The following is a 12,122-nucleotide window of genomic DNA, read 5'->3' as shown; positions in this document are numbered from 1 at the left end:
CAGTGGTTAGTTATTGTTCTAATGCTATTTTTACCATTTGATGTGCGGTTATCTTGTTGAGTAACAACTCAGGTTTGATTGAGTTATTGTTCTCGTTTTAAGGTTAATTAAAGGGTTGGTGTACGGAATAATTGTGCCTAGCGAGTATGCGAGCGGGTGGGGAGGTGGCAGTCACTGAGTGTGGCTACAGGGGGGAGCGGCAGTGCGGAAGTGATAGCGCTAAAGTCGCAGTGCTTAGATACTGACTTTGCCGCGCATGGATTTAGTGGCACCGCGCTGCTTTTTGCCATCGACCCGGCGCTGCTGGCTGGCGCGGGTAGCCTTGGTGGCAATCCGCTTTTTCTGCACCACATTGACCGATTGCACCAGCGCGATAAACTGCGCCAGCGCCGTATCGCGGTTGGCTTCCTGGCTGCGGCTTTCCTGGCATTTGATGATGATTTTACCGCTCTGGGTGATGCGGTGATCGCGCTTTTGCAGCAGTTTTTCTTTGTAAAAATCCGGCAGTGACGACGCCTGAATATCGAAAATCAGCTGGGCACAGGTCGAGACCTTATTGACGTTCTGGCCGCCGGCGCCGCTTGAGCGGATAAACTGCCATTCGATTTCCTGGTCCGGAATATGGACTCGCTGTGAGATTGTGATCATGGCCAGATTTTTGGCTTATTGCCTGCAGAAAGAATTTGTTATCATCCACAGCCTCGGCAAATGGCCGAGCCTGTCCCAGGGAGAACCTCTATGTTATGCCAGATCCCCGAGATTGCTAAGGGTGTGATCAGTCTTTTTGCCAGCGGCCGCATTACCGCCCAGGATTATCGCGCCCATTTGCAGCCGGCTATCAAGCGTTACCGTGAGGATTGGGGCCAGGTTTGCCTTTACATCGAGGCCGACGTGTTGCTCGAGGGCTGGGAGCGTGCTTCCCTGTCCGGTGCCGGTGAGGTACAGTTACCTGCGTTTGATGCCCTGGTGTTTGTCGGTGGCCCGGATTGGGTGGGTAATGCCATCCGTTTGCTGGGCCCCTTTATCCGGGGCGAGGTGGCCTGGTTCCCCTTGCAGGACAAGGCAAAAGCCATCGAGTGGATCGTAAAGCGCTCGTCGGTAAAGGCGTAAATTAATCTGATACAAGGAAGCGCGAATATGACTAAATTGACTCTGGCCAAGCTGGCCGCCGCCGTGACTCTGGTTGCAGGTCTTGCCGCCTGTGCCCCTGAAGTGGGCAGCGAAGCCTGGTGCAAGAAGATGGAAGACAAGCCCAAGGGCGACTGGTCCGCTAACGAAGCGGCCGACTACGCCAAGCACTGCGTATTCAAATAATGTGTCTGACCGGGGAACTCAACCCGGGTTTTCCGGTCATACCTTTTACTAAGCCCAATCGTCGAGGATTGAATTGATTCGTTTTTCCCTACGCACACTGCACAGACTGAGCCTGATGCTGCTGACCGTGGTGGTACTGCAATTTGCAGGTGCCAACCTGGGCGCGCACCAGTTGCACAGCGGCAATGCCGGTGAGGAAGAGCGCAATCACAGTCATCTGACGTTTTTGGCTGAAGTGACCACCCTGGCCGAATGTATCGAATGCACCTGCCCGCCCGAATTGGTGGCGAGCGATGCGCATCAGCACGACAAGGTGGAAAAGACTGAGCTCAAACAGCTCGATTTGTGCCTCGATTGCCATTGTCATGGCGGCCACCCGAGCCTGATTGCGGCCATCATTCTCCCCGACTATTTACCCTTCAACAGCATCAATGGCGGCAAGTATGCCGACTATCTGTCTGTGGTGGGCAACCCTGCCTATCGCCCTCCCATCGCCTGAACTCTGCTTCAGGGCGTAATCCTGGATTGTGTTAACTAGTTTTGTGATGACTGGTCTTTTGATGAGTTGTATACACGCGCTTTGCGGCGTGATTGCTGCTGCGTAACGCGTAAGCCGCGCACTGTGCCTGTGCTGTTGGCTTCGGTGTGCCAGAGCTTAAGGCGCTGATGCAACACTCTTCTCATCCCAATCTTGGCTTCGCCCTGTAACAAGCCGTTAAGCGCCCTGCGTGCTTAACCGACTTTTGCTTTATTAGTTCAGGACTTTGCATGAAACAGACGTTACTCACGGCTGCTGTGCTGGCCACGCTTGGCTGCATGACCTTGATGCCGCCCGCGCAGGCAGCCGTTGCCAACAGCGCGACCAATAACCTCGCCGCCAGCACTAAAGCGGCCAACAGCTCAGCCGCCTATAAAACAGCGACCAACAATACAGCGGCCTTGTCGCAGCTTGCCCGCCAGATAGAAGCGCTGCCAGCCCTCAGCGCTGCCCGCGCCAATGTGCGGGCGGCAGAGCTTAATCTCAAGGCCGCCGGCAATGCGGTGTATAACCCCGAGCTTGGCCTTGGCTATCAAAATGCCGATACCGACAGCTACAACCTTTCTGTCAGTCAAACCTTTGATTGGGGTGATAAAAAACAGGCGGCGCAAAACGAGGCGCTGCTGATGTTACGCCGTGCTGAGGCCGAGCTTGAACTTAGCCAAAGCGCCCTATGGGCCGAGGCGTTAAGCGCCATGGTGGCGCAGCAGCAAACTGCGGCCGTGCTTGGGTTTCAAACCGAGCAGCGCGAGCTTGCCAGAGCCCAGCTTAGGCTCGCGACCGAGCGCAAGCGCGCTGGGCTTATCAGTGGTGGTGAGCTGTCGCTGATTGAGCTGGACTTGGCCGCGCTTGAGGCGGCTGTGTCCCTCGCGACCCAGGCCGCCATCGAGGCCGATACCCGGCTGCTTACTCTCTTTGGCACTCTGGAGCTGCCAAGGGTCGATATGGCCGAGCTCCTTGCCCAAAGCCCGGTCGACATCGACGAGGCGGCCATTTCCCGGTTGCCGGCACTTGAGCGCAACTATCAGGATGTGCAGCTGTCGCGCCTTGGCGCCGACAAGCTGCGCGCCAGCACCAGCGCCGATCCCACCCTGACGCTGGGGGCCGAGAAAGAAGGCTCAGACAACAAGCTTGGGCTCAATCTCAGCATTCCGCTTAAGGTGCGCAACAACTACAGCGATGCCATCGCGGCCGCCACGGAAGCCGGCATAGGCGCTGAGCAGCAGTATCTGGCGAGTGAGCGGGCACTGACTCAGGCCTGGCGCCAGTATCAGTATGCCCAGCCGAAATTGGCGCAAAGCTGGCAGTCGTGGCAGATGCGGGTAAAGGGCTCGGCTTCAACCCTGGGCTCGTCCCTTGCCAGTCAGTGGCAGGCGGGCGAAATCAGCACCTCGGATTTTTTGCAGGGCAAACGTCAGCTCGCGCAGAGCTTTATCGCCGGCACTGAGCTTGAAGCCCGGCTCTATCAAAACTGGCTCGATTGGGTGGGGCAGAGCGGTTTGCTCGCGAGCCTGATGCCGAGCGGAGCAAGTGTTGAGGTAACCACGCCATGACTCAGCCATTAAGAGCACTCGATAGCAAAGCTCTCAGCCAAGCCTTAAGCAAAAAAATCAGCCAAGCATTGAGCAAAAAACTCAGCCAAACCCTATTTGTCAGCGGAGCACGCGCTATGTCTGCAATCACCCCAAAATCCTCTTTGTCAGCGCTGGCGTTTGCGGCTGCGCTGGCCTTTGTGTTGCCCATCTCCCAAGCTGCCTGGGCGGGCGATGGCCATGACCATGAACAGGGGCCCAGCGAAACGGATGCCAGAAAAAAGGAGACCAGTGAAAACGCGGTCACTGAAACTGAGGCCGGCCACGACGATGACAAGGCGCTCAAGCTCAGTCAAACCCAGCGCGAGCTTGCCGGTATTCGGGTTGAGACCATACAGACCACAGGTTTTGACCTAAGCGCCGTGGCCACCGCCAGCCTGGTGGTGGACCGCGACCGCACTATTACCCTCGCGCCTCAGCTTGAAGTGCGGGTGCTTGAGCGCCATGTGGTGCCCGGCCAAGAGGTAAAGCAAGGTGAGCCCTTACTCACCTTGGGCGGCGCAGCCATAGCGCAGGCGCAGGCCGATTATATCAATGCCGCCAACGAGTGGAGCCGCATCAGCCGCATGAGCGATGGCGCGGTCAGTCAGTCGCAAAAGCAGCAAACCCGCGTCGATTTTGAGTTAAAACGCGCGATTCTCGAGTCCATCAAGATGACCGAAGCGCAGATTAAGGCGCTGGGCGCGGCACCTGAGAGCATCGGCAGTTTTAAGCTGCTCGCGCCGATAAGTGGCCGGGTGCAGCAGGATGTGGCCAGTCGTGGTCAGGTGCTGGCGGCGGGCTCGCCGCTGATGCAGTTAACCGACGAGTCTTTCCTGTGGGTCGAAGCCGAGCTTACGCCGCAGCAGTCACGCGGGCTTGCCATGGACGGTGAAGCGCGCCTCAGTGTGTCCGGTAAGTGGCTCAAGGCAAAGGTGATTGGCCGCTCCCATGAGCTTAACTCCATCACCCGCACCGAAAAGGTACTGCTGTCGATGGCAAATCCCGGCCATGAGGTGCATGCCGGTGAGTTTGCTGAGCTGTATTTACCGCAGCGGGGCGCCGCTGCAGGTTCAGGCAGCACTGACTCAACTGGAATAGTGCTGCCGGATTCGGCCCTGAGCCGCTCAGCTGATGGTGACTGGCAGGTGTTTGTGGAAGACGCCGATGGCTTCGAGGCGGTGGAAGTGGAAATCGAGGCCCGTGCCCGTGGGCTTAACCTCGTCAAAGGCATCAACCCCGGCCAGAACGTAGTGATGTCCGGCGCCTTCTTCCTCGCATCCGAACTGGCAAAGTCCGGATTCGACATCCACAACCACTGATGAGGACGCTGCCATGCTACAAAAATTGATTGAGCAGGCGGTGCGAAGCCGCCTGATAGTGCTGCTGTTTCTGATAGGCGCCATGGCGGCTGCGGCCGTGATGTTGCCCAAGCTGGATTTGGATGCTTTTCCCGATGTAACCAACGTGCAGGTGCAGGTGAATACCGCCGCTGAAGGGCTTGCCGCCGAAGAAGTGGAGAAGCTTATCAGCTATCCGGTGGAGTCGGCCATGTACGCGCTGCCTTCGGTAACCGAGGTGCGCTCTTTGTCGCGCACCGGGCTTTCTATCGTGACCGTGGTGTTTGAAGAAGGTACCGACATCTACTTCGCCCGCCAGCAGGTGTTTGAGCAGTTGCAGGCTGCGAAAGAGATGATCCCCGACGGCGTGGGCGTGCCGGAAATCGGCCCCAATACCTCTGGCCTTGGGCAGGTGTATCAGTACATTCTGCGCGCCGCACCCGACTCGGGCATAGCGCCGGACGAGCTTCGCAGCCTTAACGACTATCTGGTTAAGCTCATCATGATGCCGGTTGGCGGCGTAACCGATGTGCTCTCCTTTGGTGGCGAGGTGCGCCAGTATCAGGTGCAGGTCGACCCGGCCAAGCTGCTCTCCTACGGCCTCAAGCTGGATGATGTGACCACGGCGCTTGAAGGCAACAACCGCAACGCCGGCGGCTGGTTTATGGCCAAAGGGCAGGAGCAGCTGGTGGTGCGCGGTTATGGTTTGCTCCCCGCCGGTGAAGCGGGGCTCGATGCCATCGCGCAAATTCCCCTTGCCGAATGGCAGGGCACGCCGGTGCGTGTTATGGATGTGGCCCAGGTTGCCTTTGGCAGTGAAATCCGTGTCGGCGCCGTGACCATGACCCGTCGCGATGAAGCCGGTAGCCCTGCACCGCTGGGCGAAGTGGTGGCCGGGGTTATCCTCAAACGCATGGGCGCCAACACCAAGGCGACCATAGATGACATCAACAGCCGCACCGCGCTTATTCAGCAGGCGCTGCCGGATGGGGTGACCTTTGAGGTGTTCTACGATCAGTCGGATCTGGTGACCAAGGCGGTGACCACGGTGCGCGATGCGCTCCTGCTGGCCTTTGTGTTTATTGTGGCTGTGCTGGCGCTGTTTTTGGTGAATGTGCGCGCCACTGCGCTGGTGCTCTTGTCGATTCCGGTTTCGATAGCGCTGGCGCTGATGGTGATGTCTTATTTCAGCATGTCGGCCAACCTCATGTCCCTTGGTGGCCTTGCCGTTGCCATCGGCATGCTGGTGGATGGCTCTGTGGTAATGGTGGAAAACATTTTCCGCCACCTCACCCAGCCCGAAGGCCGGATTGATGATGGCCAGCCGACTGACCCGGGCCTTAGTGAAGAAGATGCCCACCGCGAAGGCGGCTATGGCGGCATTGCCATGCGGATTTTGCAGGCGGCGCGGGAGGTGTGCAGCCCGATTTTCTTCGCGACCCTCATCATTATCGTGGTGTTTGCGCCGCTGTTTGCCCTCGAAGGGGTCGAAGGCAAGCTGTTCCAGCCAATGGCTATCAGCATCATTCTGGCCATGCTGTCGGCGCTGCTGGTGGCGCTGGTGGTGGTGCCCGCGCTGGCGGTGTACCTGTTTCGCCGTGGCGTGCATCTGCGCCAAAGCCCGCTGCTTACGCCAATCGATAAGGGCTACCGCCGCGTGCTGGGCGCTGTGATGGCGCGGCCCAAGGCCGTGGGGGGCACAGCGCTGCTGCTGTTTGGTCTCAGCATGGCGCTGCTGCCCAGGCTTGGCACCGAGTTTGTGCCCGAGCTTGAAGAAGGCACCATCAACCTGCGGGTAACTCTGGCGCCCACCGCAAGCCTGGAAACCTCACTGATGGTGGCGCCCAAGCTTGAGGCCATGCTGCTGGAATTCCCCGAGGTGGAATATGCCCTGTCGCGCATCGGTGCCCCTGAGCTTGGCGGCGATCCTGAGCCAGTAAGCAACATCGAAATCTACATCGGCCTTAAGCCGATTGAAGAGTGGCAGTCGGCTGGAAGCCGCGCCGAGCTGCAGCGGCTGATGGAAGAAAAGCTGGCGGTATTCCCGGGCTTGCTGTTTACCTTCTCTCAGCCCATTGCCACCCGGGTGGATGAGCTGTTATCCGGCGTAAAAGCTCAGCTTGCCATTAAGCTGTTTGGCCCGGACTTGGATGTACTGGCCGAAAAAGGTCAGACGCTTTCGGATCTGGTGTCAAAAGTGCCCGGCGCCGTGGATGTGTCGCTTGAGCAGGTGAGCGGCGAGGCGCAGCTGGTGGTGCGCCCCGACCGTGCCCGTCTGGCGCGCTACGGCATCAGCGTGGATGAGGTGATGAACCTTGTCAGCACCGGCATTGGCGGCAGCGCCGCCGGGCAGGTGATTGACGGCAACGCCCGCTACGACATCAATGTGCGCCTCAAGGCCGATACCCGCGCCAGCGCCGATGCCATTGCCGACTTCCTCTTGGTTGGTGCCAACGGCGCGCGGGTACGCCTGGGTGAAGTTGCCGAGGTGGTGGTGGAATTGGCGCCGCCCAACATTCGCCGCGATGATGTGCAGCGCCGGGTGGTGGTGCAGGCCAACGTCTCTGGCCGCGATATGGGCTCGGTGGTGAAAGACATCTACGCTTTAGTGCCCGAGGCCCAGCTGCCGCCGGGTTATACCGTGAGTGTTGGCGGCCAGTACGAAAACCAGCAGCGGGCCCAGGCCAAGCTGATGCTGGTGGTGCCTGTGTCCATCGGTTTGATTGCGCTCTTGCTGTATTTCTCCTTCGGCGCGCTCAAGCAAGTGGGGCTCATCATGGCCAACGTGCCACTGGCGCTGATTGGCGGCGTGGTGGCGCTCTATGTCAGCGGCACTTATTTGTCGGTACCCAGCTCCATCGGCTTTATCACTCTGTTTGGCGTAGCCGTGCTCAATGGCGTGGTGCTGGTGGATTCTATCAATCAGCGCCGCGCTGGCGGCGAAGCCCTGTATCAGGCGGTGTATGAGGGTACGGCCGCGCGTCTGCGTCCGGTGCTGATGACGGCACTGACCTCGGCGCTGGGGCTTATTCCGATTTTGCTCTCAAGTGGTGTGGGCAGCGAAATTCAAAAGCCGCTGGCGGTGGTGATTATCGGCGGCCTGTTCAGCTCGACGGCCCTCACATTGCTGGTGCTGCCGACCCTGTACATGGCGCTGTATAAGCGGGACGAGCGCGAGCTGGAGGAGCCTAACTGATAGCAAGTTGCTGAAAACTCGCCATGGATGGCCCGGGGCTTGCGCTCGCCTAACCCGCAAGCCCCGGTTGGCACCGCTTGCTTTGTATGTTGCAGCAGGGGTTTTGCCCATTTTTCCCTTGCTGCGGCGTAGCAGAGTGCAAAGCTGAGTTTGGTGCATGGGAGCGGGATGCTCCTTCCTTTTTCACCCTGAGGTATCTTTATTAAACGAGTTTCAGGAGGTGGGTATGGGTCACACCCATGATCATACAGGCGGTAGCGACAGGAATCTGTATATCGCTATATTTATCAATGTGCTGCTGACAGTGGCACAGATCATCGGCGGCCTGCTGGCGGGCAGCTTATCGCTGGTGGCCGATGCGCTGCACAATTTAAGTGACGCGGGTGCCATTCTGGTGGCGCTGATAGCGAGAAAACTTGGCCGAAAACCGGCCAACGACAGCTATTCATTCGGCTATGGCCGGGCCGAAATCCTCGCCACTGCCTTTAACAGTTTGACGCTTATCCTTGTGGGTCTGTACCTGCTGTTTGAGGCCTGGCAGCGCTATCAAAATCCCACCCCGGTAGACGGCTTCATTATTTTTGTGGTCGCTGGCATAGCCCTTGTTATCGACATCGTCACCGCGCTTTTGACCCTCAAGGCCGGTGCCAAAGACAGCATGAACCTGCGCGCGGCCTTTATCCACAATGTGTCGGACGCCATGGCCTCGGTGGCGGTGATTATCGCCGGCGTCTTTATCATGCTGTTTGACTGGTATATTGCCGACCTTATCGTGACGGCAATTATCTCGGCCTATGTGATGTACCACGGGGTGCTTTTGCTGTGTCAGGCCTGCCGGGTATTAATGCAGGCGGCGCCAGCGGAGCTTGATTTAGCGCTGCTGCGGGCAGCACTGCAAAGCGATACCGCCGTGGCGCAGGTCAACAGTTTAACCGCCTGGCAGCTGACCGATAAGGATGTGCAGCTTGGGATAAGCTTAAGCGTGACCAAGGTAAGCGATGGCGAACAAGCGCGCCTGCGCCAGCTCATCCAAACCCTGGTGCCCCGCGCGCGACTGCTGCTCGAGCTTTCTCATGCCCCAAAAGGCGCAGCCGATGCGGCGGTACTCAGCGCAACCAGCGCCGGTTGTTTGCATTAAGGAGCGTTTGAACGGGTCTTGTCAGAGACTAAGCTTGGTGCCTGTTCGCACCTTACTTAGTCTCGCGCCAGATGATGTGGCGTCAGCGGCTTGCCGGCGATGTTACCGGTTACTCGTCAAATGTTAAGAGCAAAGATGGCATGGGCATCAAAGTCCTGAGAATACATTCTTGCCAAGATCTTATTTAACTCCTCGTCGGCGGCATCCTCAATCCGGGTGATCTGATGTAACCCAACATATTCGCTGAATGCGGTCGACACCTGTTCAAATAAGGCGCTGACATCGCCAAAACCGGGATGGCTGAATTGTGGATTGGCCAATCCCCGGAGCGCTCGCAGTTTCATCAGCAATAAGGCGGTTAAAGGTAAATAAGTGTATATGCCGCCGTTAAACTCGAAATAACACTTCTTACCTCCTAAGACGGCTTGCTCTACCTGATGGTCGCATAGGGTCTGCAGCATAGTGGCAACCAACTCCGTGTCCGGGCTATCCCAGTTATCCAAAATTGCCGTGTAAGGAAAGGGCGCGGTCTTACGCATGTTTATTTGGATTTCGGCCGCAAAAGGAGGCTCAATCACGCCTAAATAACGCCCGTACAGCAGTACCAAAAAATCGCCAATAAAACTATGGGAGCGATTAACCCAAGTAGTTCGCCATGCGGTGGCATTGGCATGATAGAGCTCATCAGCCTCGGATTTAAGCCCCGCCAACAGCATGGGTACCAACTTAAACGCCGTTATGGTGGACCACCACCAAGTATTGACTACCGAGCCCGTTTTCTGGACAGATGTACAAAATCGATGATATTCAACTGCGGTAAGATAGTAGCCATTAGCGGCGGAGCGCAGTAGCGGCTCAGGTGCCAACACACCTTTTTCAATATAGGTAAGCTGGGCGATATAACCCCAATGACCTTCTGGCACGCCAAGCTCTGACGTTAATAACTGCCATTGACGGAAATCCTCATCAAAGTCGCGGTATTTCTTTATACGTTCAAAAGCTTCAGCTATCCCGGTATCGATGTACTCGGTCCGCTCTAACTGGCAACGAGTGAATACGGAGTTGGCATAGCTGCGCATGTCTTTGCGGCTACGGCTACGTTTATTCTGAAATTTGCTTAACAGCGCATCCATTGATGCCTCCATGCTGCGGGTGATGAAATACGCAGGTGAAAGTGCGATGACGGGTTATCATTTATTGGCAAAGATGGCATGTGCATCAAAGTCCTGAGAATACATTCTTGCCAAGATCTTATTTAACTCCTCGTCAGCGGCATCCTCAATCCGGGTGATCTGATGTAACCCAACATATTCGCTGAATGCGCTCGACACCTGTTCAAATAAGGCGCTGACATCGCCAAAACCGGGATGGCTGAATTGTGGATTGGCCAATCCCCGGAGCGCTCGCAGTTTCATCAGCAATAAGGCGGTTAAAGGTAAATAAGTGTATATGCCGCCGTTAAACTCGAAATAACACTTCTTATCTCCTAAGACGGCTTGCTCTACCTGATGGTCGCATAGGGTCTGCAGCATAGTGGCAACCAACTCCGTGTCCGGGCTATGCCAGTTATCCAGAATTGCCGTGTAAGGAAAGGGGGCGGTTTTACGCATGTTTATTTGGATTTCGGCCGCAAAAGGGGGCTCAATCACGCCTAAATAACGCCCGTACAGCAGCACCAAAAAATCGCCAATAAAACTTTTGGAGCGAATAACCCAAGTAGTTCGCCATGCGGTGGCATTGGCATGATAGAGCTCATCAGCCTCGGATTTAAGCCCCGCCAACAGCATGGGTACCAACTTAAACGCTGCTTCGGTAGACCACCACCAAGTATTGACTACCGAGCCCGTTTTCTGGACAGATGTACAGAATCGATGATATTGAACTGCGGTAAGATAGTAGCCATTAGCGGCGGAGCGCAGTAGCGGCTCAGGTGCCAACGCACCATTTTCAATATAGGTTAGCTGGGCGATATAACCCCAATGAGCTTCTGGCACGCCAAGCTCTGGCGTTAATAACTGCCATTGACGGAAATCCTCATCAAAGTCACGGTATTCCTTTATACTTTCAAATATGTTGGCTATCCCGGTTTCGATGTACTCCGTCAGCCGGAACTGGTTATTAGGAACGACGGAGTTGGCATAGCTGCGCATGTCTTTGCGGCTACGGCTACGTTTATTGAGAAATTTGCTTAACAGCGCATCCATTGATGCCTCCATGCTGCGGGTGATGAAATACGCAGGTGAAAGTGCGATGACGGGTTATCATTTATTGGCAAAGATGGCATGGGCATCAAAGTCCTGAGAATACATTCTTGCCAAGATCTTATTTAACTCCTCGTCGGCGGCATCCTCAATCCGGGTGATCTGATGTAACCCAACATATTCGCTGAATGCGGTCGACACCTGTTCAAATAAGGCGCTGACATCGCCAAAACCGGGATGGCTGAATTGTGGATTGGCCAATCCCCGGAGCGCTCGCAGTTTCATCAGCAATAAGGCGGCCAAAGGCAAATAAGTGTATATGCCGCCGTTAAACTCGAAATAACACTTCTTATCTCCTAAGACGGCTTGCTCTACCTGATGGTCGCACAGGGTCTGCAGCATAGTGGCAACCAACTCCGTGTCCGGGCTATCCCAGTTATCCAAAATTGCCGTGTAAGGAAAGGGCGCGGTTTTACGCATGTTTATTTGGATTTCGGCCGCAAAAGGGGGCTCAATCACGCCTAAATAACGCCCGTACAGCAGCACCAAAAAATCGCCAATAAAACTATGGGAGCGAATAACCCAACCAGTTCGCCATGCGGTGGCATTGGCATGATAGAGCTCATCAGCCTCGGATTTAAGCCCCGCCAACAGCATGGGTACCAACTTAAAAGCCGTTATGGTGGACCACCACCAAGTATTGACTACCGAGCCCGTTTTCTGGACAGATGTACAGAATCGATGATATTTAACTGCGGTAAGATAGTAGCCATTAGCGGCGGAGCGCAGTAGCGGCTCAGGTGCCAACACACCTTTTTCAATAT

11 protein-coding genes are annotated in these 12,122 nt (G+C 56.3%); 7 read left to right on the top strand and 4 right to left on the bottom strand.

Annotated elements, in window-relative coordinates; translation table 11 throughout:
- Nucleotides 1-234 precede the first annotated feature (234 nt).
- Nucleotides 235-648 (bottom strand): alternative ribosome rescue aminoacyl-tRNA hydrolase ArfB, encoded by a 414-nt coding sequence (arfB, locus tag KJI95_RS18085; protein ID WP_214508609.1) that lies wholly within the window; start codon nucleotides 646-648, stop codon nucleotides 235-237.
- 90 nt (nucleotides 649-738) lie between these two features.
- Here arfB and KJI95_RS18080 point away from each other — a divergent pair, with 90 nt between their 5' ends.
- The 7 genes from KJI95_RS18080 (at nucleotide 739) to KJI95_RS18050 (ending at nucleotide 9,097) form a co-directional block, all read left to right on the top strand.
- Nucleotides 739-1,110 carry a SpoIIAA family protein gene (locus tag KJI95_RS18080; RefSeq protein WP_214508608.1) on the top strand — a complete coding sequence of 124 codons (372 nt, stop codon included), beginning with the start codon at nucleotides 739-741 and terminating at the stop codon, nucleotides 1,108-1,110.
- A gap of 27 nt (nucleotides 1,111-1,137) precedes the next feature.
- The gene (locus KJI95_RS18075; protein ID WP_214508607.1) at nucleotides 1,138-1,314 is read left to right on the top strand and encodes a DUF3012 domain-containing protein; all 177 of its coding nucleotides are present in this window, start codon (nucleotides 1,138-1,140) and stop codon (nucleotides 1,312-1,314) included.
- 73 nt (nucleotides 1,315-1,387) lie between these two features.
- Nucleotides 1,388-1,813 (top strand): hypothetical protein, encoded by a 426-nt coding sequence (locus KJI95_RS18070; RefSeq protein ID WP_214508606.1) that lies wholly within the window; start codon nucleotides 1,388-1,390, stop codon nucleotides 1,811-1,813.
- A 269-nt stretch (nucleotides 1,814-2,082) separates the two neighbouring features.
- Nucleotides 2,083-3,405, top strand: a complete 1,323-nt coding sequence (locus tag KJI95_RS18065; RefSeq protein WP_214508605.1) for a TolC family protein — start codon at nucleotides 2,083-2,085, stop codon at nucleotides 3,403-3,405.
- A gap of 116 nt (nucleotides 3,406-3,521) precedes the next feature.
- Complete coding sequence (locus KJI95_RS18060; RefSeq protein WP_214508604.1) at nucleotides 3,522-4,745, top strand: efflux RND transporter periplasmic adaptor subunit; 1,224 nt, start codon at nucleotides 3,522-3,524, stop codon at nucleotides 4,743-4,745.
- A 13-nt stretch (nucleotides 4,746-4,758) separates the two neighbouring features.
- Nucleotides 4,759-7,959, top strand: coding sequence for an efflux RND transporter permease subunit (locus tag KJI95_RS18055; RefSeq protein ID WP_214508603.1), 3,201 nt, complete (start codon nucleotides 4,759-4,761; stop codon nucleotides 7,957-7,959).
- A 226-nt stretch (nucleotides 7,960-8,185) separates the two neighbouring features.
- Entirely contained in the window at nucleotides 8,186-9,097 is a 912-nt protein-coding gene (locus KJI95_RS18050) for a cation diffusion facilitator family transporter (protein ID WP_214508602.1), read from the top strand.
- Nucleotides 9,098-9,213: 116 nt separating this feature from the next.
- On the opposite strand, the gene KJI95_RS18045 is transcribed toward KJI95_RS18050, so the two are convergent.
- The 3 genes from KJI95_RS18045 to KJI95_RS18035 form a co-directional block, all read right to left on the bottom strand.
- Nucleotides 9,214-10,230, bottom strand: a complete 1,017-nt coding sequence (locus KJI95_RS18045) for a hypothetical protein (protein WP_250885947.1) — start codon at nucleotides 10,228-10,230, stop codon at nucleotides 9,214-9,216.
- 57 nt (nucleotides 10,231-10,287) lie between these two features.
- On the bottom strand, nucleotides 10,288-11,301 hold the full coding sequence (locus tag KJI95_RS18040; protein ID WP_250885946.1) for a hypothetical protein: 1,014 nt from the start codon (nucleotides 11,299-11,301) through the stop codon (nucleotides 10,288-10,290).
- A gap of 57 nt (nucleotides 11,302-11,358) precedes the next feature.
- Nucleotides 11,359-12,122: hypothetical protein (locus KJI95_RS18035; protein ID WP_214508601.1), on the bottom strand; the 764-nt coding region annotated here is incomplete at its 5' end.

It is taken from the genome of Shewanella jiangmenensis, from assembly GCF_018596335.1.
GTDB lineage: Bacteria > Pseudomonadota > Gammaproteobacteria > Enterobacterales > Shewanellaceae > Shewanella > Shewanella jiangmenensis.
Note: the sequence above shows the minus strand (reverse complement) of the source record. Positions and strands in the feature narration are given on the sequence as shown.

Coding starts and splice junctions, on each gene's coding strand:
- arfB (WP_214508609.1), bottom strand. CDS start 648: ATGATCACAATCTCACAGCGAGTCCATATTCCGGACCAGGAAATCGAA.
- KJI95_RS18080 (WP_214508608.1), top strand. CDS start 739: ATGTTATGCCAGATCCCCGAGATTGCTAAGGGTGTGATCAGTCTTTTT.
- KJI95_RS18075 (WP_214508607.1), top strand. CDS start 1,138: ATGACTAAATTGACTCTGGCCAAGCTGGCCGCCGCCGTGACTCTGGTT.
- KJI95_RS18065 (WP_214508605.1), top strand. CDS start 2,083: ATGAAACAGACGTTACTCACGGCTGCTGTGCTGGCCACGCTTGGCTGC.
- KJI95_RS18060 (WP_214508604.1), top strand. CDS start 3,522: ATGTCTGCAATCACCCCAAAATCCTCTTTGTCAGCGCTGGCGTTTGCG.
- KJI95_RS18055 (WP_214508603.1), top strand. CDS start 4,759: ATGCTACAAAAATTGATTGAGCAGGCGGTGCGAAGCCGCCTGATAGTG.
- KJI95_RS18050 (WP_214508602.1), top strand. CDS start 8,186: ATGGGTCACACCCATGATCATACAGGCGGTAGCGACAGGAATCTGTAT.
- KJI95_RS18045 (WP_250885947.1), bottom strand. CDS start 10,230: ATGGATGCGCTGTTAAGCAAATTTCAGAATAAACGTAGCCGTAGCCGC.
- KJI95_RS18040 (WP_250885946.1), bottom strand. CDS start 11,301: ATGGATGCGCTGTTAAGCAAATTTCTCAATAAACGTAGCCGTAGCCGC.